The sequence below is a fragment of the Saccharopolyspora terrae genome (genome assembly GCF_004348435.1).
In the GTDB taxonomy this organism is placed as follows: Bacteria; Actinomycetota; Actinomycetes; order Mycobacteriales; family Pseudonocardiaceae; genus Saccharopolyspora; species Saccharopolyspora endophytica.
In genome coordinates this window covers 1-24,651 of the sequence record NZ_SMKS01000034.1, presented here as the reverse complement: position 1 = coordinate 24,651, position 24,651 = coordinate 1, and the positions used below count along the sequence as shown (strand labels likewise).

At 71.5% G+C, this 24,651-nt stretch carries 22 protein-coding genes and 1 riboswitch; of the genes, 9 read left to right on the top strand and 13 right to left on the bottom strand.

The annotated features are described in order from the left end of the window. Positions 1 to 46: 46 nt before the first annotated feature. Positions 47 to 2,257 carry an AAA family ATPase gene (locus E1181_RS18970; RefSeq protein WP_132676640.1) on the top strand — a complete coding sequence of 737 codons (2,211 nt, stop codon included), beginning with the start codon at positions 47 to 49 and terminating at the stop codon, positions 2,255 to 2,257. 206 nt (positions 2,258 to 2,463) lie between these two features. Here E1181_RS18970 and E1181_RS18965 read toward each other — a convergent pair whose 3' ends face one another. Together E1181_RS18965 and E1181_RS18960 are read right to left on the bottom strand one after the other, a co-directional pair. Then, positions 2,464 to 3,123, bottom strand: coding sequence for a LytR C-terminal domain-containing protein (locus E1181_RS18965; RefSeq protein ID WP_132676638.1), 660 nt, complete (start codon positions 3,121 to 3,123; stop codon positions 2,464 to 2,466). After that, positions 3,123 to 3,431: a DUF3263 domain-containing protein gene (locus E1181_RS18960; protein WP_235876874.1), complete on the bottom strand. Its 309-nt coding sequence runs from the start codon at positions 3,429 to 3,431 to the stop codon at positions 3,123 to 3,125. Before E1181_RS18960 ends, E1181_RS18965 begins: the two co-directional genes overlap by 1 nt. A gap of 293 nt (positions 3,432 to 3,724) precedes the next feature. On the opposite strand from E1181_RS18960, the gene E1181_RS18955 reads away from it, so the two are divergent. The 4 genes from E1181_RS18955 (at position 3,725) to E1181_RS18940 (ending at position 9,256) form a co-directional block, all read left to right on the top strand. After that, a complete protein-coding gene (locus E1181_RS18955; protein WP_132676634.1) occupies positions 3,725 to 4,297 on the top strand; it encodes a peptide deformylase in 573 nt (190 codons plus the stop codon). Between the two features lie 184 nt (positions 4,298 to 4,481). After that, complete coding sequence (gene thiC, locus E1181_RS18950; protein WP_132676633.1) at positions 4,482 to 6,119, top strand: phosphomethylpyrimidine synthase ThiC; 1,638 nt, start codon at positions 4,482 to 4,484, stop codon at positions 6,117 to 6,119. A 182-nt stretch (positions 6,120 to 6,301) separates the two neighbouring features. Then, the gene (thiD, locus tag E1181_RS18945) at positions 6,302 to 7,135 is read left to right on the top strand and encodes a bifunctional hydroxymethylpyrimidine kinase/phosphomethylpyrimidine kinase (protein WP_207922212.1); all 834 of its coding nucleotides are present in this window, start codon (positions 6,302 to 6,304) and stop codon (positions 7,133 to 7,135) included. A gap of 171 nt (positions 7,136 to 7,306) precedes the next feature. Continuing rightward, a complete protein-coding gene (locus E1181_RS18940) occupies positions 7,307 to 9,256 on the top strand; it encodes an FUSC family protein (RefSeq protein ID WP_235876870.1) in 1,950 nt (649 codons plus the stop codon). Between the two features lie 197 nt (positions 9,257 to 9,453). On the opposite strand, the gene thiG is transcribed toward E1181_RS18940, so the two are convergent. The 3 genes from thiG to thiO all read right to left on the bottom strand — a co-directional run bounded on the left by thiG (position 9,454) and on the right by thiO (position 11,536). Beyond that, positions 9,454 to 10,218: a thiazole synthase gene (gene thiG, locus E1181_RS18935; RefSeq protein WP_132676627.1), complete on the bottom strand. Its 765-nt coding sequence runs from the start codon at positions 10,216 to 10,218 to the stop codon at positions 9,454 to 9,456. A 2-nt stretch (positions 10,219 to 10,220) separates the two neighbouring features. Then, entirely contained in the window at positions 10,221 to 10,421 is a 201-nt protein-coding gene (thiS, locus tag E1181_RS18930) for a sulfur carrier protein ThiS (protein ID WP_132676625.1), read from the bottom strand. Beyond that, the gene (thiO, locus tag E1181_RS18925) at positions 10,418 to 11,536 is read right to left on the bottom strand and encodes a glycine oxidase ThiO (protein WP_132676623.1); all 1,119 of its coding nucleotides are present in this window, start codon (positions 11,534 to 11,536) and stop codon (positions 10,418 to 10,420) included. Before thiO ends, thiS begins: the two co-directional genes overlap by 4 nt. Continuing rightward, a riboswitch (TPP riboswitch) is annotated at positions 11,528 to 11,635 on the bottom strand. Its footprint overlaps the gene before it by 9 nt. 239 nt (positions 11,636 to 11,874) lie before the next feature. On the opposite strand from thiO, the gene thiE reads away from it, so the two are divergent. Next, positions 11,875 to 12,546 carry a thiamine phosphate synthase gene (thiE, locus tag E1181_RS18920; RefSeq protein ID WP_132676621.1) on the top strand — a complete coding sequence of 224 codons (672 nt, stop codon included), beginning with the start codon at positions 11,875 to 11,877 and terminating at the stop codon, positions 12,544 to 12,546. 83 nt (positions 12,547 to 12,629) lie between these two features. On the opposite strand, the gene E1181_RS18915 is transcribed toward thiE, so the two are convergent. The 3 genes from E1181_RS18915 to E1181_RS18905 form a co-directional block, all read right to left on the bottom strand. Then, positions 12,630 to 13,754: a S1 family peptidase gene (locus tag E1181_RS18915; RefSeq protein WP_132676619.1), complete on the bottom strand. Its 1,125-nt coding sequence runs from the start codon at positions 13,752 to 13,754 to the stop codon at positions 12,630 to 12,632. Positions 13,755 to 13,920: 166 nt separating this feature from the next. After that, on the bottom strand, positions 13,921 to 14,670 hold the full coding sequence (locus E1181_RS31490) for a hypothetical protein (protein ID WP_165944673.1): 750 nt from the start codon (positions 14,668 to 14,670) through the stop codon (positions 13,921 to 13,923). 221 nt (positions 14,671 to 14,891) lie between these two features. Continuing rightward, the gene (locus tag E1181_RS18905) at positions 14,892 to 15,647 is read right to left on the bottom strand and encodes a GntR family transcriptional regulator (protein ID WP_132676617.1); all 756 of its coding nucleotides are present in this window, start codon (positions 15,645 to 15,647) and stop codon (positions 14,892 to 14,894) included. Positions 15,648 to 15,917: 270 nt separating this feature from the next. Here E1181_RS18905 and E1181_RS18900 point away from each other — a divergent pair, with 270 nt between their 5' ends. Then, on the top strand, positions 15,918 to 16,958 hold the full coding sequence (locus E1181_RS18900; protein ID WP_132676615.1) for an SIS domain-containing protein: 1,041 nt from the start codon (positions 15,918 to 15,920) through the stop codon (positions 16,956 to 16,958). Positions 16,959 to 16,968: 10 nt separating this feature from the next. Here the strand turns inward: E1181_RS18900 and E1181_RS18895 are convergent, their stop codons facing one another. Next, positions 16,969 to 17,811, bottom strand: coding sequence for an amidohydrolase family protein (locus E1181_RS18895; protein WP_132676613.1), 843 nt, complete (start codon positions 17,809 to 17,811; stop codon positions 16,969 to 16,971). Between the two features lie 199 nt (positions 17,812 to 18,010). On the opposite strand from E1181_RS18895, the gene E1181_RS18890 reads away from it, so the two are divergent. Beyond that, positions 18,011 to 18,952 (top strand): N-acetylglucosamine kinase, encoded by a 942-nt coding sequence (locus tag E1181_RS18890; RefSeq protein WP_132676611.1) that lies wholly within the window; start codon positions 18,011 to 18,013, stop codon positions 18,950 to 18,952. Positions 18,953 to 19,121: 169 nt separating this feature from the next. On the opposite strand, the gene dapA is transcribed toward E1181_RS18890, so the two are convergent. The 4 genes from dapA to E1181_RS18870 all read right to left on the bottom strand — a co-directional run bounded on the left by dapA (position 19,122) and on the right by E1181_RS18870 (position 23,205). Then, positions 19,122 to 19,964, bottom strand: a complete 843-nt coding sequence (gene dapA / locus E1181_RS18885; protein WP_132676609.1) for a 4-hydroxy-tetrahydrodipicolinate synthase — start codon at positions 19,962 to 19,964, stop codon at positions 19,122 to 19,124. Positions 19,965 to 19,995: 31 nt separating this feature from the next. Then, complete coding sequence (locus E1181_RS18880; RefSeq protein ID WP_132676692.1) at positions 19,996 to 20,610, bottom strand: DUF3159 domain-containing protein; 615 nt, start codon at positions 20,608 to 20,610, stop codon at positions 19,996 to 19,998. Between the two features lie 135 nt (positions 20,611 to 20,745). Further along, positions 20,746 to 21,471 (bottom strand): ESX secretion-associated protein EspG, encoded by a 726-nt coding sequence (locus E1181_RS18875; RefSeq protein ID WP_132676607.1) that lies wholly within the window; start codon positions 21,469 to 21,471, stop codon positions 20,746 to 20,748. A 93-nt stretch (positions 21,472 to 21,564) separates the two neighbouring features. Further along, positions 21,565 to 23,205 (bottom strand): hypothetical protein, encoded by a 1,641-nt coding sequence (locus E1181_RS18870; protein ID WP_132676605.1) that lies wholly within the window; start codon positions 23,203 to 23,205, stop codon positions 21,565 to 21,567. Between the two features lie 484 nt (positions 23,206 to 23,689). On the opposite strand from E1181_RS18870, the gene E1181_RS18865 reads away from it, so the two are divergent. After that, the gene (locus tag E1181_RS18865; protein WP_132676603.1) at positions 23,690 to 24,472 is read left to right on the top strand and encodes an SGNH/GDSL hydrolase family protein; all 783 of its coding nucleotides are present in this window, start codon (positions 23,690 to 23,692) and stop codon (positions 24,470 to 24,472) included. The last annotated feature ends 179 nt before the right edge of the window (positions 24,473 to 24,651 follow it).

The window sequence follows — 24,651 nt, the reverse complement described above, 5'->3', positions numbered from 1 at the left end:
CCGTTGACCACGTCGCCTCCCGCTGCGAGCGGCTAGGGTCGGTGGGGTGGCTTCGATCAGCTTGACCGCCCGCGTCTCCACGTCCGCCCGCGACACCCGGCGCGGGGTCGTGCGGCTGCACCCCGAGGTGCTGGACGCCCTGGACCTGCGACCGTGGAGCGCGGTGCGGCTCACCGGCGCGCGCGAGACCGTCGCCCTGGCCGCCGCCGCGGAGAGCACCTCACCGACCGGGTTCCTGCTGCTCGACGACGTCGCGCTGCTCAACCTCGGGGTGACCGAGGGCTCATCCGTGGCCGTCGCCCCGGCGCAGGTGGAGGTCGCCAAGCGGATCTCGATCACCGGCTCGCGGATGGCGCGGGCGACCGTCTCGCCCGAGACCGCCCGGCTGGCGCTGACCGGCAAGGTCTTCTCCCTCGGCGACGCGGTGTCGCTGCTGCCGCAGGACCTCTCCCCGTCCTCCTCGTCCCGGGCGGGTGAGGTGCGACGCCAGATGTCCGCCGCCATCGGCCTGACCTGGACCAACGAGCTGATCACCGTCGCCGCGACCGAGCCCGCCGGAGCCGTGGCCGTCCAATCGTCCACAGTGGTCGAGTGGCTGGACGGCGCGAAGTCCGAGAACCGCTCCGCCGCAACCGACTCCCCATCGCAGCGCGCGGCGCCGGAGCCCGTCGACGAGCCGCACGCCCCCGTTCCGGTGACCGACCTGGTGGGCTCGCGCGACACCGCGCGCCGCCTGACCGAATGGCTCCGGCTGGCCTTCGACCAGCCCGAACTGCTGCGCAGGCTCGGCGCCGAACCCCGGCTGGGCGCGCTGATCAGCGGACCGCCCGGAGTCGGCAAGGCCACGCTGGTGCGCGCCGTGTGCGCCGAGATCGGCGCCGAGCTCGTCGAGGTCGCCGCCCCGACCATCGCCGCCCTGGAGGCGCGCACCGCCGCCAACCGGCTGCGGGAGGCCGTCGACCGCGCCACCGCCGCCTCCGGCGACGGAGTCCTGCTGCTCACCGACGTCGAAGCGCTGCTGCCGGAGTCCGACCCGCCGCCGCTGGCCACCGTCGCCCTGGAGACGATCCGCGACGCCATCGGCCGCGACGAGCTCGCCGTGATCGTCACCAGCTCGAACCCGCAGTCGGTCGATCCGCGGCTGCGCGAACCGGGCCTGGTCGACCGCGAGCTCACCATCGGGCTGCCCGACGACACCACCCGCGCCGACCTGCTCGGCGTGCTGCTGCGCGGCGCCCCGCTCGACGAGGACATCCGGTTCGCCGAAATCGCCGAGCGCACACCGGGTTTCGTCGCCGCCGACCTGCTGGCGCTGTGCCGGGAAGCCGCCCTGGGCGCCGCGCTGCGCCACCGCGACGACCCCGCCGACCCGCGAATCCGCCGCCAGGACCTGCTGGACGCCCTGACCTCGGTGCGGCCGATCTCGATGTCCACATCGGACAACCTGCAGACCGGCGGGCTCACCCTCGACGACGTCGGCGACATGACCGAGGTCAAGCAGGCCCTCACCGAGACGGTGCTGTGGCCGCTGCAGTACCCGGACTCGTTCACCCGCCTGGGAGTCGATCCTCCGCGCGGTGTGCTGCTCTACGGCCCTCCCGGCTGCGGCAAGACCTACCTCGTGCGGGCGCTGGCGGGCAGCGGCCGGCTCAACGTGCTCACCGTCAAGGGCGCGGAGCTGATGGACAAGTGGGTCGGCGAGTCCGAGCGCGCCGTCCGCGAGCTGTTCCTGCGCGCCCGGGGCGCCTCACCCGCGCTGGTCTTCCTCGACGAGGTGGACGCGCTGGCACCGCGTCGGGGCCAGTCCTCGGACTCCGGTGTGTCGGATCGGGTGGTCGCGTCCCTGCTCACCGAGCTCGACGGCGTGGAACCGATGCGCGACGTCGTGGTGCTGGCCGCCACGAACCGCCCGGAGCTCATCGACCCGGCCCTGCTGCGACCCGGCCGCCTGGAACGCCTCGTCTACGTCCCGCCGCCGGACGCCGAAGCCCGCCAGGCCATCCTCACCGCAGCGGCGAAGAACACCCCGCTGTCCGACGACGTCGACCTGGCGGAGCTGGCCGGAACCCTCGACGGCTACTCGGCCGCCGACTGCACGGCCCTGGTCCGCGAAGCAGCGCTCACGGCCATGCGGGAATCCATCACCGCCGCCGAGGTCACGGCCACCCACCTCGCCACGGCCCGCGAGGCGGTCCGCCCGTCCCTGGACGCGGCCCAGCTCGAAACCCTCGCCGCCTACGCCGAGAACCACCGCTGACCCCGGGGACCGTCCCGACTCGCGCGAAATCCGACTCCAGCCCCCGACCAGGACATACACGCCCGAGCGCGGGGGGCGATTCGAATTTCGCGCGAAATTCGAGTCGGAACTTTCGCCCTCGAATTTCGCGCGAAATTCGAAAGGCCCAGGTCACGGCGTCACAGACGTGCGGTGGGGGCTCGAACCCTCACGTGGGGTTCGAGGGATCACTTCCCGACGGAAGGGCCCTTGTAGTCGTTGGTGATGATCGCGATCAGGCCGGGCGTGGCGTCCTGTATCCCGTCGAAGCGGGCGTCGGCGCGGGCGCCGATGCGGGCGGCGAGCTCCTTGGCCTGGCGCTCCTCGTCGGTGCCGGGCCGGAAGTAGACCGTGGTGGTCGGGATCTTGCCCTTGGCGTAGTTGCCGACCTCGGGCACGTCGTACCCGGCCTTGCGCAGGTCCTCGGCGGCGCGGTGCGCCAACCCGGAGATCGTCGAGTTGTTGTAGACCCGCACGATGATCTGCTCGCTGCCCTTGCCGGAACCCACCGGGACGTCCTGCCCAGAACCAGGGGTCTGGGCGCTGCCCGAACCCGGCTGCTCGGCTGTCGGCGGCTGAGCCGTCGGGGGCTGGACCACCGGCGGCTGCGCTGCCGGAGGCTGGACCGGCGGCGGCTGCACGGGCGGGACGACCGGGGACGGCGCGGGTTCCGGCGGCGGCTGCACCTGCGAGGTGGGCTCCTGCGGCGACGGTTGAGCGGTGTCCGAGGGCTCGCCGGACATCAGGGTCACGGTCCCGAACACGGCCGCGAGCACGCCGATTCCGATCAGACCCAGGCCGATCAGCTTGGCCCCGCCGGGCCCGCCGGACGGTTCCCCAACACTCATCAGTGCAACTCGATTCCCAGTCGTTGAGCGGCCCTCGCGCGCTGTCGTGCCGCCCGTGCCTTGCGCAGTCTCTTGATCAGCATAGGGTCCGCGCTGAACGCGGCGGGGGAATCCAGCAGCGTGTTGAGCAGTTGGTAGTACCGCGACGCGGACATGTCGAACAGTTCCCGGATCGCGATGTCCTTCTTGCCCGAGCGCTTCCACCACTGCGCTTCGAAGGCGAGGATCCCCAGCTCCCGATCGGTCAGATCCCGGTCCGCGGGGCCCTGTTCGGGCTCGTCCGGCGGCGGTTCGACGATCCGCTCGATGGGCTGGGTGATCGGGTCGGCGAGGGTGAGCCGCCGACGCTCCGGCGCCTGCTGACGCCCGTGCGTGCGCGCGAGTTGTTCGCACTGACGGGCGATCTCCTGCGCGGTCAGCATCTGAGCGGCGTCCATCCGGCTCCTCGCCTCGCGATTCGGTCGCGGAGAATCACACGGCTGTCATTCCCGGTGACCAATTGAACCATGCCGTGATCCGGGCGGTGAGCCGATCACACCCCTGTTCCGCGCGCAAGAGCGCACCCCGGCCGGGCCACCTGGGGTACCGATAGAGTCCGCGCATGGCTGTTCACCCCATCCGCGTCTACGGCGACCCCGTGCTGCACAACCCGACTCGCCGGGTGGAGCGCTTCGACGACGAGCTGCGCGCTCTCGTCGAGGACATGTTCGAGACGATGGCCGCCGCCAACGGCGTGGGCCTGGCAGCCAACCAGATCGGCGTCGACCTGCGGTTGTTCGTCTACGACTGCCCGGACGACGAGGGCGTGCAGCACCGCGGTCTGGTGATCAACCCCGAGCTGACGACCTCGGAGGTCCCGGAGACCATGCCCGACCCGGACGACGACTGGGAGGGCTGCCTGTCGGTCCCCGGCGAGTCGTACCCGACCGGCCGGGCGAGCTGGGCGAAGGTCACCGGGTCCGATGTGGACGGAAAGCCGGTGGAGGTCGAGGGAACCGGGTTCTTCGCGCGCTGCCTGCAGCACGAGACCGACCACCTCGACGGCTACGTCTACCTGGACCGGCTCACCGGCAGGCACGCCCGCGCGGCCAAGAAGATGATCAAGCGCAACGAGTGGGGCGTGCCCGGCCTGAGCTGGGACCCGGCCGAGATGGGCGACCCGTTCGCCGAGTGAGCCGAGTGCGGCCGGACGGATGACCCTGTTGTCATCGGCCGCCGCACCCCCGTAGCCTCGGCGGCGAACAAGTCAATCCGCGGGAGCTCGCACCAAGAGCGGGCTGAGAGGGCGACTGGAGAACTCCGGGGTCGCCGACCGCACGAACCTGACCGGGTAATGCCGGCGTAGGGAGTGGACGGCAATGGCCGACGTGTATCCGAACGCATCCGGAATCACCACGGGACCCATCGAGGGATCCCGAAAGGTCTTCAGCAGCACCGAAACCGGGCTGCGAGTGCCGTTCCGCCGCATCGAGCTGACCAACGGTGAGCACCTCGACGTCTACGACACGTCAGGGCCGTACACCGACGACAACGCCACCGTGGATGTCCACAGTGGACTGCCTCGAACGCGAGCGGGATGGCAGGACGGACGGGAGCACAACACCCAGCTGGGCTGGGCGAAGGCGGGTGCGATCACCCGCGAGATGGAGTACATCGCGCACCGCGAGGGGGTCTCACCTGAGTTCGTGCGCGACGAGGTCGCCTCGGGCCGCGCGGTGATCCCGGCGAACCGGTGCCACCCGGAGAGCGAGCCGATGATCATCGGCAAGAACTTCCTGGTCAAGGTCAACGCCAACATCGGCAACTCCGCGGTCACCTCCTCGGTCGAGGAGGAGGTGGAGAAGATGGTGTGGGCGACCCGCTGGGGCGCCGACACGGTGATGGACCTGTCCACCGGCAAGCGCATCCACGAGACCCGCGAGCGCATCCTGCGCAACTCCCCCGTGCCGATCGGGACCGTGCCGATCTACCAGGCGCTGGAGAAGGTCGACGGCGATCCGGCCTCGCTGACCTGGGAGATCTACCGGGACACCGTGATCGAGCAGTGCGAGCAGGGCGTGGACTACATGACCGTGCACGCGGGCGTGCTGCTGCGCTACGTCCCGCTGACCGCCCAGCGCGTGACCGGGATCGTCTCGCGCGGCGGGTCGATCATGGCGGCCTGGTGCCTGGCGCACCACAAGGAGAGCTTCCTCTACACCCACTACAGCGAGCTGTGCGAGATCCTGCGCGCCTACGACGTGACGTTCTCGCTGGGCGACGGCCTGCGGCCGGGCTCGATCGCCGACGCCAACGACCGCGCCCAGTTCGCCGAGCTGGAGACCCTCGGCGAGCTCACCCACATCGCCCGCGAGCACGACGTGCAGGTGATGATCGAGGGACCCGGCCACGTGCCGATGCACAAGATCGCGGAGAACGTGCGGCTGGAGGAGGAGCTGTGCGGTGAGGCGCCGTTCTACACGCTCGGCCCGCTGACCACCGACATCGCACCGGCCTACGACCACATCACCTCCGGCATCGGCGCGGCGATGATCGCCCAGGCCGGCACCGCGATGCTCTGCTACGTCACCCCCAAGGAGCACCTCGGCCTGCCGAACCGGGACGACGTCAAGACCGGCGTGATCACCTACAAGATCGCCGCGCACGCCGCCGACCTGGCCAAGGGGCACCCCCGCGCCCAGGAGCGGGACGACGCGCTGTCCACCGCCCGCTTCGAGTTCCGCTGGACCGACCAGTTCAACCTGTCGCTGGACCCGGACACGGCACGCGCCTTCCACGACGAGACGCTGCCCGCGGAACCGGCGAAGACGGCGCACTTCTGCTCCATGTGCGGCCCGAAGTTCTGCTCGATGAAGATCACCCAGGACGTTCGCAAGTACGCCGAGGAGCACGGCCTCACCAGCGTGGAGGCGATCGAGGCGGGCATGGCGGAGAAGTCCGAGGAGTTCACCCGCACCGGCGGCGAGGTCTACCTGCCGCTCGCGGCCAAGGACTGATCGCGAAGCCGGGGCGGCTCCTGCCGAGCCGTCCCGGCTGCTCAGATCCGTCGGTGGGCGGCACGAAGTCGATCGCCTCGCGTGCCGCTGCCGTCACGCACCGCGCTCTCCGACGAACTGCCTGGTCACGAGCGCGCCGAGGCGCGATCGGAGGGGATCACGCGGCACGTAGCATGCTGGGAATGCACGACGAGACCGCTCCGCCCACCGCGCTGACCATCGCCGGATCGGATTCCGGCGGAAGTGCGGGCATGCACGCCGACCTGCGGACCTTCTTCGCCTGCGGGGTGCACGGCATGACCGCCGTGACGGCGGTGACAGTGCAGAACACCGTCGGCGTGACCGGGCTCGTGGAGATCCCGCCGGAGACGGTGGCCGCGCAGATCGACGCGGTGGCCTCCGACATCGGCGTCGGCGCGGCCAAGACCGGGGTGCTGGCCTCGGCCGCCACCATCGACGCCGTCCTGGACGCCTGCGACCGGCACGGGATCGGCCGCAGCGGCCGGACGCCCTTCGTGGTGGATCCGGTGGCCGCGTCGCGCAGCGGTGAACCGCTGCTGCGAACGGACGCGCTCGACGCGCTGCGCCACCGGGCGTTCCCCCGGGCCACGCTGGTCACCCCGAACCTCGACGAGGTGCGGCTGCTCACCGGCATCGACGCGCGCACCCGCGAGGACCTGCTGGACGCGGCCAAGGCGATCCACGCCTTCGGGCCGGAGTGGGTGCTGATCAAGAGCGGCCACCTGCCCGACGACCCCGAGTGCGTCGACCTGCTCTTCAACGGCACGGAGTCCATCGAGCTGCCCGGCCCGCGCTACGCCACCGAGCACACCCACGGCGCGGGCGACGTGTTCGCCTCGGCGATCACCGCCGCGCTGGCCAAGGGGGCCTCGATGCCGGACGCGGTGCGCGGGGGCAAGCGGTTCGTCACCCGCAGCGTCGCCGACGCCTACCCGCTCGGCGCCGGCGTGGGACCGGTCTCGACCTTCTGGCGGGTCAGCCCTCGCTCGTACTGACCAATCATTTGAGTGATTCTCGTCGGCATCCTGTAACCCGATAGGTGCCGCTCGTCGACATATGTTGAGGAGGGGCGTAATTCCAGGCGCGGAACCTGGAGTGCGCGGCGAGGGACGACAGGGGTTTGCGAGAGCGTGGCTAGAGCGGTGTTGACAAGGGCACGGGGATGGATGGCCACCGAGGCGGGTGCGCCGGATCCTCGGCAGCGCCAATACGTGCTGCTGGTGGTGCTCGCCGTGATCGCCGGAACGTTCGCGGGCGGGTTCTTCGAGCTGCAGACCCCGGTGCTGCTGGGAGCGCTGACCACCGTGCTGGCGCTGACCGCCACCAGCGGTCAGGCGCTGCGCTCCGATCTGCGCAGGTTCATGTGGCTGACGCCGGCGCTGGTGCTGATGATGGCCCTCGGCCCGATGCTGACCAAGGTCCCGGTGCTGGCCGGGCTCGCCGTCGCGGTGGTCGTGTTCGGCACCGGGATGCTGCCCGCGCTGGGTGAGCACTACCGCATCGGCGGGCAGATCTTCGCCGCCGCGACCCTGGTGACCACCACGACCGGCATCGGCAACGACCAGCCGTTCCTGGTCCTGCTGGCCTCGACCGCCGCCGGTGGGCTGTTCGCGCTGCTGCTGCGGGTGATCATCGGGGTCGGCGACCCCGGGCACGCGACCCGTGTCGCGGTGGCCCGGACGCTGCTGACACCCGGTCCCGGCGTGCTCGAATCAGCCTCCGCCGCGTGGCGCGCCGACGGTTCGAGCACCTGGCTCGGGCAGGTCCTGGCGGGTTCGGCCCGGTTCCGCGCCGCCCGCGAGACGCTGCTCGCGCAGGCCCAGCAGAGCGACCGGATCGAGGCCGAGCGGCTCCGCGAGATCGTCGCCGAGGCCGACCTGGTCGCCTCCGAGCTCGCTCGCGCGATCCGCTCCCGCGCCTGCACGGGCCTGCCGATGGCCGCCCGCCGCGACCCCGCCCAGGCCGTCATCGCCCGGGGCGGGCGGCAGGACATGCCCGACGCCGTCGCCGGCGTGAACCAGGGCCTGGACCGGATCCGCGCCGCCGTGGTCAACCGCGACGAGAGCCCGGTGCCGCCCGCCGAGGACGGCGCCCTGCGGGAACGGCTGCTGGGCGCGGTGCGCGCGCACCTGTCGTTCCGGTCCTCGCTGTTCCGGCACGCGCTGCGCTGCACGCTGGCGGTCGCGGTCGGCATGGTGATCGTGCTGCTGCTGCGCGACCCGTCGGCGTCGAGCCTGCTGCTCGCGCTGTACGTGGTCCTCGCTCCGGCGGCCCGCGACAGCATGACCGGCGCGCTGGAACGCACCGGTGGCGCGGTGCTGGGCGTGACCGCCCTGGCCATCCTGATCACCCTGCTGCCGGGCGCCTACCTGCTGATCCCGCTGGTCATCGGCGGGATGCTGCTGAACATGCCGAGGCTGCGCGCCGAGTACCAGGTGGTGCTGGGCTGCCTGATCGTGATCACCGTGGTGGACCAGGCGATGGCGCTGGACCGCCCGCTGGTCAACGTCGGGATCAGCTTCGCCGCCAACACGGCGGTGGGTGCGGCGATCGCGCTGATCGTCGGCTACGTGAGCTACCTGGTGCTGCCGAGCAGCATCGTCCCGGACGTGCGCGGCGCGGTCCGCTCCACCGTCTGGTCGGTCTCGGAGCTGCTGCGCAGCGTCCGCGCCTCCGGCCAGGGCGCCGATCTCCCGAAGGCGCTGCAGGCCGCGAACGTGCTGGCGCTGCGCCGCACCCAGGACCTGCTGGGCATGCCCGCGCTGCTCGACGGCACCGGCGAGGAGACCGACGACAACCACGCCACCCGCGCCGCGGCGATCGCGCTCGACGCTCTCCGCCAGGACGTCGCCACGCTGGCCTTCCGCCCCGCCGAGGAGCGCAAGGTCGCGGTCCCGGCGCTGCGCGCGGTCGACGACCTGCTGGGCGGCAAGTCCACGGCGAAGATCCCCGACATCCCGGCCAGCGGCGCCCCGGCCTCGGAACTCCTGGCGAGCTCCCTGGTCGAGAACGCCCTCCACGCCCGCCAGGCCATCGACCGGACCTTCGGCTACGACAACCCCTGGAAGAGCTACACGATCAGCTTCGTCCGCCCCGAACGCCTCCACATCCGCTGAGGCCGGGCATGTCGAATTTCGCGCGAAATTCGAGTCGGAACTTTCGCGGTCGAATTTCGCGCGAAATTCGACAACAGCCCCGGGCTTCGGGCCCTGACCTGGGCAGACACGCCCGAGCGCGGGGGAGCCTTCGAACTTCGCGCGAAGTTCGAAGGCTGCGCCGCGCTCGGGCGTGGTGTCAGTGGGGTGTTCGGGTGTCAGCCCATGGGGGTGCCTGGGCTTGAGGCTTGGGCCCAGAAGCGTTGGGGGATTCTGCCTGCCTGGGAGGCGAGGCGGCCTGCTTCGACGGCGCTGCGCATGGCTGTGGCCATGCGCTCCGGGTCCTGGGCGCGGGTGACGGCGGTGGCCAGCAGGACCGCCGAGCAGCCGAGCTCCATCGCCAGGGCCGCGTCGGAGGCCGTGCCGATGCCCGCGTCGAGGACGATCGGGACGTTGGCGCGGGACACGATCATCTCGATGTTGTGCGGGTTGCGGATGCCCAGCCCGGTGCCGATCGGCGAGCCGAGCGGCATGACCGCAGCGCAGCCGACCTCCTCCAGCTTCAGCGCCAGGACCGGGTCGTCGTTGGTGTAGGCGAGGACGACGAAACCCTGGTCCACCAGCTGCTCCGCCGCGTCCAGGAGCTCGATCGGGTCGGGCAGGAGGGTGTCCTCGTCGGCCACCACCTCCAGCTTGACCCAATTCGTCTCCAAGGCTTCGCGGGCGAGCTGCGCGGTGAGCACCGCTTCGGCGGCGGTGCGGCAGCCCGCCGTGTTGGGCAGTGCCTCGATGCCGAGCTTGCGCAGCAGGTCGAGGACACCGGTGCCGCCACCCGCGTCGGCGCGGCGCATCGCGACGGTCGTCAGCTCGGTTCCGGAGGCGATCAGCGCGCGCTCCAGCACGGCGAGGTTGTTCGCCCCACCGGTCCCGGTGATCAGGCGCGATCCGAACTCGCGGCCGGCGATCAGCAATGGGTCGTCCACGGTCACCCTCCTTGCACTGCGGTGAGGACTTCGATGCCTGCGTCGGCGTGCAGCTCCGTGGTGGGCCACGACGCGCGCGGCACCACCGCGCCGTCCAGAGCCACGGCCACACCTCGTTCCGGCACGCCGAAGTCGTCCAGCACGGACGCGAGGGTGGCGCCCGCGGCGACCTCCCGTGCTTCGCCGTTGATCACGACGTTCACTGCTGCCCTCCCAAACGGCTCGGATCGGTGGCCTTGATCAGCGGTTCCGGCTCTTCGCCGCGCAGCAGCGCCAGCACGGCGTCGACGGTGACCGGCGTGAGCAGGAACCCGCCCCGGTGGTGTCCGGTGGCGGCGAGCACTCCCGGCTCCAGCCAGCCGATCACCGGCAGGTTGTCGGTGGTGCTCGGGCGCAACCCGGCGGTGGCCTCGACCAGCGCGTACTCGGCGATGCCCGGCATCACGGTCTCGGCGTCGGCGAGCAGGTCGCGGACGCCGCCGACGGTGACCTCGGTGTCGAAGCCGACCTCGTGCTGGGTGGCGCCGAGCACCACTCCCCCGTCGTCGCGCGGCACCAGGTAGCAGGGCCTGCCGCGCACCGGGCCCCGCACCGTGCGGGTCGGCGGTGGCAGCGCGGTGGCTCGTCGCCGCAGCCGCAGGATCTCGCCCTTGACCGGGCGGATCCGGTCGGCGAGCGCCGGGTGCAGCGAACCCGAGTGCGCGCCTGCGGAGATCACCGCGACATCGCACTCCACAGTGGACTCGGCGAGCTCGACCGCGCCCGGCCGGACCGCCTCGGCGCGTTCGGCGATGAACTCCACGCCCGCCGCTTCCGCCGCCGCGCGCAGCGCGGTCAGCGCGAGCCGGTTGTCCACCGCGAGATCGCCCGGCACCTCCAGCCCACCGCGCACCGCGGGGCCCAGCGAGGGCTCCCGCCTGCGCAGTTCGCGGCCCGTCAACCGGGTCACGCTGCGGCCCAGCCCTGCCAGGTATCCGGCGACGGTGTCGAGCTCTTCGCGGTCGGCGCCGTCGACGCCGAACATCAGCGTGCCCTCGGTGCGCAGCCCGGACGGCAGACCGGACGCGCGGCTGAGCTCGTCGGCGAAGTCCGGCCAGCGGTTCAGCGACGTCGAGCCCAGTTCGAGCAGTTCTTCCTCGCCTGGCCACGCCTCGGCGAGAGGCGCGAGCATCCCGCCCGCGACGTACGAGGCACCTGAGGCGGGGGCCGGATCGACCAGGCTCACCCGGTTCCCGGCCGCTGCGGCGCGCCAGGCCACGGACAGGCCGACGACTCCGCCGCCCACCACGACGACATGATCGGTTCTCTTCCCAGACAACTCCACGCTCCCTGCGCCGGCATGACCCGGATCAGGTTCGACGGTCGGAGCCCTGCGCTCCCTCTCAGCCCGGTCCGCCGGGCTCCCGTGCTCACCACCGTCCACCGTACCCGTCAACAGATCGCCACGTCAGCGCCTGGTCCGGAGGATCTGCTGAGGAGGGCCGCGGAGCCGCTGCTTCAGGTGCGGACTCAGCCAGCAGGTTCTTCAACGGCTTCGCGGCGAGTACGCCGGGACGCCGTACATCAGGAGCGGCGCACGGAGTCCACGGAACGCTCAGGCCCTGCCACTGGCACCGCCGAGCGAAGCAACCACGAAACAAGGCTTAGGCTGGGGACATGCCTGGATTGGACGGCTTCGGGATTCGCGCTCGCCTGGCCGAGGCGAAGTTGTACCTGTGCACCGACGCTCGCAGCGAGCGAGGTGACCTCGCGGAGTTCGCCGACGCCGCGCTCGCCGGTGGTGTCGACATCATCCAGCTGCGCGACAAGGGCCCGGGCGGTGCTCCGCTGGAGGCCCGCCACGAGCTCGCCGCGCTGGAGGTGCTGGCCGAGGCCTGCGTGCGGCACGGTGCGCTGCTGGCGGTCAACGACCGCGCGGACGTCGCGCTGGCCGCGGAGGCCGACGTGCTGCACCTGGGCCAGGACGACCTGCCGGTGGACATCGCCCGCCGCATCGTCGGCGACCAGGTGGCGATCGGCCGCTCCACGCACGACATCGCCCAGGCCGACTCGGCGGCGACCGAACCGGGCGTGGACTACTTCTGCACCGGGCCGGTGTGGACGACTCCGACCAAGCCCGGACGTCCCGCCGCGGGCATCGACCTGGTCCGGCACACCGCCGAGCACCGGGGGCACGGCCGTCCGTGGTTCGCCATCGGCGGCATCGGCCCCGAGAACCTCGACGAGGCGATCGAGGCGGGCGCCGAGCGCATCGTGGTGGTCCGCGCGATCACCGCCGCCGACGACCCCGAAGCCGCCGCCCGCGACCTCCGGGCGCGGCTTCCCTGACCTGACGACGAACGACCCCCGGGACCGAAGATCCCGGGGGTCGTCGTGCGTGAAGTGGTGTCAGCGGGAGCCGCTGTCACCGATCACTGGGTCAGCAGGGAGACGCCGTAAGCCGACAGTGCCTCGTTGACCGGCTGGAAGTAGGTCGTGCCACCGCTGGTGCAGTCGCCCGAACCGCCCGAGGTCATGCCCTGGGCCTGGTCGCCCGAGATGAACGAGCCACCGGAGTCGCCCGGCTCGGCGCAGACGTCGGTGCGGGTCAGCCCCTCGACGGTGCCCTGCTCGTACTGCACGGACTGGTTCTTGGCCTCCAGCGTGCCGCAGTGCCAGCCGGTGGTGGAACCGGAGCGGCAGATCGACGCGCCCTCCGAGGCCTCCGTGGAACCGGCCACGGCGACCGTGCCGCCGCTGTAGTCGTTCACCGCGGCTTGCGGGCTGTCGTCGGTGCCGACGGAGATGAAGGAGTGGTCATCACCGGGGAAGGACGAGCCCTCGAAGGTGCCGCTGGGCTCGGTGGTGGTGTCGCCCGTACCGCCGCAGTGGCCGGCGGAGACGAACCCGCCCTCCACGGCGAAACCGACGGAGCAGCGAGCGCCGCTGCCGATGTAGTAGGCGTTGCCGCCGACCACGTCCATCAGCGTCCGGGGCTGCTCCTGCGACTCGACGACCTTCACCGCTTCGGTCGGCACGCCCGCGGCCTGCGCGAACTGCGCGCCCTCGGCGGCGGCACCCGGCTTGACGGTGACGACGACGGCGTTCTGCTTGTTGCTCGCGTACCAGCCGGTGACGCTCTTCGGCGCCTGCGCCTTGCCCGCGTTGAGCCCGTCGACGACCCCGTTGAGCTGCTTGGTGCTGAAGGCGACCTGGCGGACCTCGGCACCGGCGGCGCGGACCTGCTCGGAGCGGGCCGCGTCGGTCACGCCGACCACGAGCTTGCCCGTGGCGGAGTCGAAGTAGGCGCCGCCGAAGGAGTCGGCCAACGCGTCGCGCAGGGTGCTCTCGGTGCGCTGAGCGGCGGACTCGAGCTGGAGCCGGTCGAGGGCCTGCTCCTTGGTGAGGCCGAGGTCGCGCTGCATCGCGTCGAGCAGCGTGCCCGCCACCGGGACGGCGGTGGGTGCGGTGGCGGTGGCCGGCATGGTCAGCGCGGCGACCGTGCCCGCGGTGACCAGAACGGTCCCGGCAATGCGAGCCGCGAGTCTACGTTTCATCTCGTGTCTCCCTTGTGATGACCTGATCTCTCAAGGCCCCGTCGCCGGTCCAGTATCAGATTTCCTCAGGGGAATCACATCCAGCTTTTAGCGCAATGTGCGCAAAACAACTCCGATAGCTTCTCGATCAAGATCGGAATGAGGCGCATTTCACCGTTTTTCGCATTTATCGGAGCGGCAGTCCCGGATCGGCCGACTCGGGAACCGGTTCGGTGGTCGAGGATTGCGTTGCGGGCGAACCGGTTTCGCTCGGCTGCTGCGTCGGTGGTTGCGTCGGCGGCGCGCTCGGGGCGGGTTGCTGCGAGCTGGTCGGCGGAGCGGATGGTTCCGGCGACGGCGTCGTGCTGGTCGGCGCCGATTCGCTGGTCGTGGGCTCGACGGGCTCGGTCCTGACCGGAGTCCGCGGCGCGGGCTGGAGCACTCGGCCGAGCGTCGTGCCGTCACCGCCCGACAGCGGGCGGCCGGTGAGGCCCTCGAAACCGGTCACCAGCAGCATGCTCACCGCGAACACCGCCGCGCAGGTCGCGCCGACCAGGGTCCAGCGCCCCCACCTGCGGCGCGGCACCGGTGGGGAGAGCACGGTCCGGGTGCTGGAGCGCTCGGCGGAGGGTTCCTCGACGGCTTCGCCACCCGGCCACTGCAAGCCCGTGACCTGGATCTTCCGCGTCGCCTCCTCGGTTCCCGAGACCTGGGTGGACTGGGTCTTGCGCTGCCGCAGCACCGAGGCCCGCGCGGCGGCGACCACCGCCTTCTCCCTCGTCTTCTCGATCGACCGCTGGTAGAGCGCGCCGCCGACCGTGATGATCACGCTGGTCAGGCCCGCGCCCACGACGGTTCCCGCGACGCCGAGCCGCGAACCCAGGAACGCCGCCGTCACCGACGCCAGCGCAGCGCCACCGACCTGCGCCGGTGACACCTGCGTCTTCTTCTCGCTCTGCTTCTCCGGCTGATCTTCAGCCGAATCCGCTCCACCCCTCGCCATTTCCCTCACACACGCAATTGGAGTCGCACATCTGCATCACCAACGCGCGTGCGGGGCCGGATTTCTCCGCCTCGGCCTCTTTCGTGAGGACTCCCACGACGTGTAACGAAAAGCGGTGCCACTGCGCGAAAACGCGATTGCGCACCGTTATGGAATCAAGCGGGCGGGTTGAGTCGCGCGACGAACTTGTACCGATCTCCGCGGTAGATGGAGCGGACCCATTCGACCGGTCGGCCCTCGGTGTCGAAGGAGTGCCGGGACAGCAGCAGCATCGGCAGGCCGACGTCGGAGCCGAGCAGTTCGGCCTCCTCCGGGCTGGCCAGGGCGGTCTCGATGGTCTCCTCGGCGTGCCCGAGCTCGACCTCGAAGGTCTCCCGCAGCACCTGGTAGAGCGACCCGCCGGACTCCAGCTTCGCGGTCAAGCCGCGGAAGCGGGCCAGCGGCAAGTGCGTGGTCTCTATCGCCATCGGTTCGGCGTCGGCCAAGCGCAGCCTGCGCAGCCGCAGCACGGCGGAACCGGCCTTGGTGCCCAGCAGGACGGCGAGCTCCTCGTCGGCGGCTTCCTCGACGACCTCCAGCAGCCGGGAGGTCGGCTGCCTGCCCTGGGCGCGCATGTCCTCGGTGTAGGAGGACAGCTGGAGGCGCTGGGCGACCTTGGGCTTGGCGGCGAAGGTGCCCTTGCCCTGCACGCGGAGCAGCCGGCCTTCCACGGTCAGCTCGGCCAGCGCCTGGCGGACGGTGGTGCGCGAGACGTCGAACTCGGAGGCCAGCGAGCGCTCGGTCGGGATCGGCGAACCGGGCGGCATCGACCTGAGCAGGTCGAGCAGGTGCTGCTTGAGCCCCCAGTACTTCGGTTCCCGTGGTGCGCGGCCCTGCGAATCCGCGCCGCCGGACACGGTCGTGTCGAGCATCGTTCCTCCTACCCGCCGCAGCCTGACCTCCGAGCATGCCCGACCGCGCGGCCCCGCGAAACGCGTCTCCGGCAGATCGTCCGCACTGATCAATTCAGACTTTGGTGCGCGTGCACACTAACGCCGATTCCTGTTGACAATGAGTGTCGCTCACCACAATCCGCGACGCCCCGGCGGCCGTGGTGAAGCCGACCATCGGACGAACGATGGTGCTCTTCGGTTCCGGACCGGGTAGAATTGGTCTGGACCTTATGGAAGGGATGGGCCGAGATGTCCGCCACCCCCGGCACCCACATGAAGCACGAGATCGACCAGCAGCCCGCGATCTTCGCGGACCTGCTGGCCGCGCAGGAGCAGTTCGCCGAGGTCGCGGCGGTCATCGCCGAACGCCGTCCGCGGTTCGCGCTGCTCGCGGCGCGCGGCTCCAGCGACCACGCCGCGCTGTACGCGAAGTACCTGATCGAGGTGCTCCTGCAACTGCCCGTCGGCCTGACCTCACCCTCGACCACCACGCTCTACGGCGCACGTCCGGACCTCACCGACGTGCTGCTGCTGACCGTCAGCCAGAGCGGCGGCTCGCCCGATCTGGTCGCGGTCACCGAGTCCGGCCGGGCCAGCGGCGCGCTCACCGTCGCGGTCACCAACACCACGGACTCCCCGCTCGCCTCGGCCGCCGAGCTGTCGCTGAACATCCGAGCCGGTGCGGAGCAGGCGGTCGCCGCCACCAAGACCTACAGCGCCACGCTGCTGGCGCTGTACCTGCTCATCGATGCCATTCGCGGCGGGGGTGCCGCCCTCGCCCGAACCCTTCCGGACCTCGCGGCCACCACGCTCGCCGACGCGGCCGACCCGGTCGAGGAGGCCGTGCAGCGGTACCGCTTCGCCGGCCGGATGGTCACCACCGGACGCGGGTACTCGCTGGCCACCGCGCACGAGACCGCGCTGAAGCTGGCCGAGACCAGCTACCTGTCGGCCCGCTCCTACAGCGGCGCGGACCTGCTGCACGGCCCCGTCGCCGCCATCGACGCCGAGACCGCGGTGCTCGCGCTGTGCAGCGCGGGCCTGGGCGGCGAGTCGACGCGCGAGGTCGTCGAAGCCGTGCACCAGCGCGGCGCCGACATCTGCGCGATCGGCTCGGCGGCGTCGAAAACTCCGGCCGCGCACCGGATCCCGGTCCCGGAGTCGGCCGAGGAGATCGCTCCCATCCTGGAGATCCTGCCCGCCCAGCAGCTGGCTCTGGGCCTGGCGCTGGCCAGGGGCATCGACCCCGACAACCCCCGCGGCCTGCAGAAGGTCACCAAGACGACGTGATCACCGCGGATCAGAGGTTGTAGATCTCGCGGGCGGTGGTGTCGAAGACCGCCGCCCGCTCCGCATCGCTGAGCCCGGCGGTCAGGTCCTTGGCCACGCCGAGGACCTCGGCGTAGGAGGCCGCGAGCAGGCAGACCGGCCAGTCGGAGCCGAACATGATCCGGCTCGGCCCGAACGCCTCCAGCACGACCTCGGCGTAGGCGCGCAGCCGGGACGGGTCCGGTTGCGCCGCCCAGTCGTCCTGCGTGACCAGGCCGGACAGCTTGCAGACGACGTTCGGGTGCGCGGCGAGCGCGCGGATCCGGCTCGCCCACGGTTCGAGCTCTCCCGCGGCCACGTCCGGTTTCGCGCAGTGGTCGAGCACGAACGTCATCTGCGGGAACTGCCCGGCGGCCTTGATCGCGGCGGGCAGCTGGTGCGGGCGGACGAGCAGCTCGTAGAGCAACCCGGAGTCCTCCACCGCGCCGAGCCCGGCCAGCACGTCGGGCCTGACCAGCCAGTCCGGGTCGGGCTCGTCCTCGACCTGGTGCCGGATGCCGCGCAGCCAGCCGCCGGAGGGATGGGTCTGCAACCGGCCGATCCGCTCGCGGGCGTCCTTGGCGGTGAGGTCGACCCAGCCGACGACCGCGGCCACCCGGTCGACGGTCTCGGCCAGCACCAGCATCTCGGGAGTCTCGTCCGGATCGGCGACCGTCTGCACCAGCACGGTCGCGTCCACCGAGGTTCCCCGCATCGCGGCCTGCAGGTCAGCCGGGCGGAAGTCGCAGCGCAGCGGATCCATCTCCGGGCCGGTCATCCAAGGCTGGTCGCGGACGTCGAGATCCCACAGGTGATGGTGGGTGTCCACGGTCATCGAGCGCCTCCGCGAATGTCCACATCAGACTGAACGCGGCAGGCGCTCGTACAGGCGTCGCCCATGTTTTCTCTTCTCCCCGACGGATGAAACGACCTGTCGATGTATATCGGCTCTCCGCTTCGGAGACCAGGGCTCGAATTGGCCACTTCCCGTCGCGGCGCCCGCCGATCGCGCCGCGCGAGAGTACAAAGAGCGCATGCACGGTGATGACACGGCCCTCGTCCTCGGTCTGGATGTCGGCGGCACCAGCAGCCGCGCGCTGGTCAGCGACCTGACCGGCCGCGTGCTGGGCACCGGTGAAGCGGCGGGCGGCAACCCGAACTCGCACCCCGCGCCGGACGCGGTCGCGCAGATGGCCGGCGCCGCCCGCGAGGCGCTGGGCGGCCACGACCCGTCTGCGGTGCGCGGATGCGTGCTCGGCATGGCCGGGGTGAGCAAGATGGCCGATCCCGCGTTCGGCGAGTTCTTCCGCAGCGAGTGGGCCCGGCTCGGGTTGGGCTGCGAGACCACGCCGGTCAGCGACGGCGTGGTCGCCTTCGCCGCGGGGACCCCGGAGCCGAGGGGCACGGTGCTCATCGCCGGCACCGGCGCGGTCGCCGAACGCGTCGAGGACCACCGCACGGCGGCCACCATCGGCGGCTGGGGGTGGTTGCTGGGCGACGAGGGTTCGGCCTACTGGCTGGGCCGCGAAGCCGTGCGCGCCACCCTGCGCGCGCTGGAGCGCGGTGCCCCGGTGGAGGGGCTGGTCGAGGCGGTGTGCGACCACCTCGGCGTCGCTCCGGAGCGCAAGGCGGTGATCGTGGCGGCCAACGCGAGCAAGCCGATCCACCTCGCCGAGCTCGCACCGCTGGTCACGGGCGCGGAGGACGACGCGGCCGAGGACATCGTGCACCGCGCCGCCGTCCTGCTGGCCGACACCGCGGCGACGGCCCGGCCCGATCAGCACTCCCCGGTGGTCCTGGCCGGTGGTCTCCTCCACCCGGACAACCGCATCGGCCAAGCGCTGCGCGCCGAGCTCGAAGCCCGCTCCTGGCCGGAACCCCGCACCGCGGGTCCCGGCGCAGCAGCCGCAGCCTGGCTAGCTGCCCTCCCCCTCACCCAGGACCCGAACTCCCTGCACAAAACCCTCCTCCCCTGACCCCACCGGTTTCCGCTGAGATCAGCGCCCGAAATTCCACTGAAGTCAGGGACCCGATTTCCACTGAAGTCCGTCCCCGGAGCTCCGCTGCGGTCGGGGTTTGCGATTTCCACTGAAGTCCGTGCCCGGATTTCCACTGAGATCGGGGGGGAGTTCCACTGAAATCGGGTCAGGAGAGGCCGACCTCGGTGAGGGCGTTGCGGATGACCCGGAGTTCGGACTCGTCCGCCTCGACCAGGGGGAGGCGGGGGGCTCCCACCTCGTGGCCGAGGAGGTTGAGGGCCGCCTTGACCGGGATGGGGTTGGTGGTGACGCTCAGAGCCGAGTAGAGGGGCTTGAGGGAGGCGTCGATCTCGGCGCGGCGGGCCGGGTCGGTGACCATCTGCTTCATCTGGGGGCCGACCAGGTGGCTGGCGACGAGGATGCCGCCGACGGCGCCCAGGTCCAGGGCCTGCGCGAAGCCGTCGTCGTTGCCCGCGTAGAGGCCGAGGCCGTCGACCTGCGCCAGGGCGTCGTTGTCGGCCTGCTTGACGTAGTCGAGGTTGTCGATCTGCGCGAGCTCGGCGAGCAGGTCGTTGTCGAGCGACAGGCCGATCCGCGACGGGACGTTGTAGAGCACCACCGGCTTGTCGGTGGCCTTGCCGATCTCGGTGAAGTGCCGGACGAGCCCGCGCCGGTTGGGCTTGTTGTAGTACGGGGTCACCGACAGGATGCCGTCGGCGCCGATCTCGGTGACGCGCTCGGTCATCCAGCAGGCGTGCGCGGTGTTGTTGGAGCCGGTCGAGGCGATCACCGTGACGCCTTCGGGACGTTCACCGACGGCCAGCTCCACCAGCCGCAGGTGCTCGGCGTCCGACAGCGTCGGTGCCTCGCCGGTGGTGCCGCACACCACGACGCCGTCGGAGCCGTTGGCCAACAGGTGTCGGAACAGGTTCAGGAACGCTTCTTCGTCGACCTTCTGCCGGTCGTCGAACGGGGTCACGATCGCGGTGATCACGCTGCCGAGAGACATGAGCGCATTGTGCGCCCGCGCCTCGGAGGTGTCACATCGCGGGCTCCCTCGGATGGCGCATGCCCGGGTGGTCGTCGGGCAGGGTGCGGCGCAGCACCCACCAGCTCACCGCGATGCACACCGCCACCAGCGGCCAGGTCAGCACGACCTGCGCGATGGTCAGCGCACCGGTGGCCCCGGCCAGCCACAGCGGGATGAACACGACCAGCCGCACCGCGTACTGGCCGACCCACACCCAGCTGGCCCGGCTGTAGGCGCGCATCAGATCCGGATCGCGCCGCCACGAGCGGCCCTGCCGCAAGGCGACGCCGACGACCACGCCCAGCAGCGGCCAGCGGATCGCGATGCTGGTCATCCAGGCGAGCGCGCTCAGCGCGTTGCTGGCCAGGCGGGGCAGGAAGAAGTCGGCGGCGTCGCCGGTGCGGATCGCGATGAGCGCTCCCAGCATCACCGCCAGCAAGCTGATCAGGACCGCGAGCGGGCGAGCGCCCTTGCGGAGCCGGAAGCCGCCGAGGACGGCACCGACCACCACGGCCGCCGCGCTGCCGATCACGATCGACTCGCCGCCGAAGAACCAGCCGGCGCCGAAGGCGACCGGCGGCAGGCTCGCGTCGATCGCGCTGCTGCGCCCGCCGAGCAACCGCATGAACGAATCGCGATCGTCTCGGCCCGTGTCCGTCTGCCCCTGCGTCACGACACTAAGCCTGCCCTAACTTCCACGGGGGGCCAAACCCCGGCCTCATGCCCGGGTGGCTCTCCCGGCGAAACGGTCACCCCACCTCTACCCGAGGCGGCGCGCTCGTTCCACCAGCGTCGCGATCTCCGCGGCGATCGTCGGCTTGTCGGCGGGTTGGCAGGCCACGGCGTCCTGGCCGTCGACCCGCTCGCCCCGCATCGCGTAGCGGCCCTGGTCGGTGTCGAACCAGATGAGGTTGGGCACGCGCGCCCGCCGGGCACCCGCGACGACGAAGTGGCCGAAGCGGAACTTCGGCCTCGACGTCACCGCGCGCAGCTCGGGCAGGCCTTCGATGTCGGCGTCGGCGGGCATGCCGCCGCGCCGGTCGGCGACCGCGCGCAACGCGGGACCCGCGCCGACCGGGGCGTCCGGCAGCAGGTCGGCGGCGGTGCGCGGCAGGTCGCTCGGCGGCAGGAAGGTCATCCGCATCCCCCGGCCGTCGAAGATCCCGAGCACGCCGACCTCACCGGTGGCCACCACGCGCGCCGCCAGCCGGTGCCCGGCGCGGACGTCGAGCAGCCCGGCCGCGGCGATCGACACCTCCGAACTGCACAGCAGGTACAGCGCGTCCTCGACCTCGGGTTCCGGGCGCCCGTTGCGGGCCAGCCCCGCGGACTCCAGCTCCTGCCACACCCGCTGGGCGACGACGTTGCGGTCCTCCGGGAGCTCCGCGATGCGCGGCAGCTCGAACGGGTACTGCCGAACGGTGAGGTTCAGCTGCTCACCGAGCAGATCGACCGCGGGGGCCGACAAGGTGATCGTCTCAACCATCACAGCTCACATTTCGCGTCAGCGGTAGTTAGTGTTATCAGTGCGCCCCGGCGCGACCGGCCCGAAGGCCGGTCCGCCAGGGGTTTCGCCGCGTCAGAAGTCCCGGAAGCTCGCCGGTGACTCGCCGAGCACCGGCGGTGCCACGAGACGGCCGCCGTCATCGTCGTCCCACAGCTCGTCGGCCTCGATGAGGAACTGCGGCACGGCACCGCTGCCGGTCTCTCCCGGCTTGTAGCCGGAACCGGCGCGCAGGTCGTCGCCACCCTCGCGGCGCTCTTCCTTGAAGTCGTCCGCCGACCACGAGGTGTTGCGCCCGTACCCGGCGCGACCCGTGCCGTTCGACCAGGCACCGGCCGAACCCATCGGGCCGAACCCGCCGTCGGCGCGTTCGTTGATCTTCGGCGTGCGCACCGTCCTGCTCTTCGGACGCTGCTGGTCCTGCTGGGGCGGTTCCGCCGGGTGCTGATCCGGCGGGCGCGGAGGCTCCGGCCGGCGCGGCGGTTGCTGCGCGACCGGTTGCTCGGCCTGCTGCGGAGCCGGCGGAGGCCCCGGTCGTGGCGGTGGCGCCATCGGCGGCGGGCCCTGCGGACGCGGCGGACGCTGCTGCCCGCTGTTCGGCGGCGCGGGCGTTCCCGCAGGTGGCGAGGGGTGTTGCGGAGGCGGAGGCCCGGCCGGGTGACCCGGTGGCGGGCTTGCCTGCGGCATCGGGCCGCTCGGCGGACCCGGCGGCGGGCCCTGCGGACGCGGGCCGCTCGGCGGACCGGCCGGGGACATTCCCGCGGGCGGGCTCGGAGGCGGTCCGTCCGGGCGCTGGGCGGCGTCCGGGCGCGGCGGTACCGACGCCTGCTCCGCGAAGGGCGCTTCCGGCGGCTCGGGCATCGGAGGCTCGGGCCTCGACGGCTGGGCCACCGGCTGCTCGGGCATCGATGGCTCGGGCATCGGCGGGTGAGCCATCTGCTGCTCGGGCATCGGAGGCTCGGGCCTCGACGGCTGGGCCATCGGCGGCTCAGGCATCGGCGGCGGGGCCACCGGCTGCTCGGGCATCGGAGGCTCAGGCATGGGCGGCTGGGCCATCGGCGGGTGGGGCGGTCGTGGCGCCTCCACCGGTGGCGGCGCGTGGGAGACCTGCGGAACCGGGCCGCTGGGCGGACCGTCGGTCAGCGGGCCGCGCAGGACTCCGTCGCGCACCTGCGGCTGCGGACCGCTGTCCGGAGCCGGATTCGGTGCGGGACGCGGGTTTTCGGCGGGCGGGAGCAGCGAACCGCTCAGGCTCGCGCTCTCCGGTCGGCCGTGGCGCGGTTCGTCGGACTCCAGGGAGCCGGACATCTCGGCCGGTCGCGCCGGAGCGCCACCGAGATCGCCCGACAGCGAGGGCAGACCGCCGGTGGACGGGCGCGAGGGTTCGGTGACGGGCCTCACGGCCGGTCCGGACCCGCGCTGCTCCTGCTCGAAGCGGTCGGGGAGTTGTTCCGCCCGCTGCCAGAACGCGAACGGGTGCGGTTCGGCGGCGAGGGCGGCCAGTTCGGCGCGCACGTCGAAGTGCCCCGGGCGCTGCGCGGGCGGAGCCGGACGCGCGGGAGGTGCGGGAGGCGGACCTCCGGGTCCGGCGTCGCTCAGCGAACCTCGCAGCGGCGGGTCCGCTCGGCGCCTGCCTCCCGGTTCCGGAGCTCGCCGGTTCGGTGCCTCGAAGCCCGCCGGCCCCGGCGCGGACGCCGGATTCTGCGGTGCCGTCACGATTCCCCCAGATCTGCAGGACGGTTGCGGAGAGCGACGATCAGAGTCGCGGTCCTCGTGGAATCGACGCAATGCCCCATGTCGTCGTTCCCCATCAACCGGACACGACGAGCAGCGCGCGAAACACCCGCTCCGGCGTCCTGCGAGCGGACGCGCGTCGTGCTGTGACCTGCAGCGATCGCGTCATCGTGAGCCCCCTTGTCACTTCTGTTACCGCCGAAGGACATTAGCAGCTGGCGTTCACCCGTATCGGTGTTTCCTGCCAAGATCCACCTTCTCGGCCCGTGACGGGCGGATACACCGCACATCAAGGAAGAGCATCGTTTCGGCAAAGTCAACAGACCAATCGGACATATTTTCTAGACTGGCCAGTGCCGTTTGTCACTTGGCGGGAACCTTCGGTGGCGTAGGTACGTTCCCGAGGGCCACTGTTGATTTCGGACCACCACGGGCGTGCGGGGATGAGCAGGAGGGACGAGTCGAAATGGGATCGGGGCGCTGGGACAGCTTCGTCGCGCTGGGAGACAGCTTCACCGAAGGTCTGGCTGATGCCACGGCCGAGACCGACGTCTTCCGGGGGTGGGCGGACCGGTTGGCGCTGCACATCGCCGAGCACGACCCGGATCTGCGCTACGCCAACCTGGCGGTGCGCGGGAAGCTGATCCGCCAGATCGTCACCGACCAGGTGCCGCAGGCCATCGAGCTCAAGCCGTCGCTGGTCGCGCTGACCGCGGGCGGCAACGACATCATCCGCCCGGGCAGCGACCCCGACCTGGTGGCGGCGCTGTTCGAGGACGCCGTGAGCCGGCTCCGCGCGACCGGGGCCGACGTGCTGATCGGCACGGGCTTCGACACCGCGCGCACCCCGGTGCTCAAGCACGTGCGGGGCAAGGTCGGCACCTACAACTCGCACCTGCGCTCGATCGCCGACGCGCACGGCTGCTACGTCATGGACCTGTGGTCGATGCGGGTCCTGCAGGACCCCCGCGCGTGGTGCGAGGACCGGCTGCACCTGTCCGCCGACGGCCACCGCCGCGTCGCGCTGCGCGCCTGCGAAACCCTCGGCCTTCCGACGTCGGAGGACTGGAACGAGCCCTGGCCGGATCTCGACGAGCGCAGCTGGCAGGAGCAGGCCGCCGAGGACATCAAGTGGGCCCGCGAGTACCTGGCTCCGTGGATCAGCCGCCGCCTCCGAGGAGTCTCCAGCGGAGACGGCCGCACCGCCAAACGCCCCTGCCTCGAAAAACTCCCGACCAACTGCGGCTGAGGACCCGAAAGACCGTCAGGCAAGCACCGAAGGTGCTTTCGCAGTACCCCACCTGAGCAACCGGCACCGCCGGGGGTTCTGAGCCGTGCTGTGGCGAGCACGCCGCGACGCCGTGTATTGGCATACATCAGGAGTGGCGCGCGGAGTCCACAGCGCGGCTCAGGTTCCCCCACCCGCAC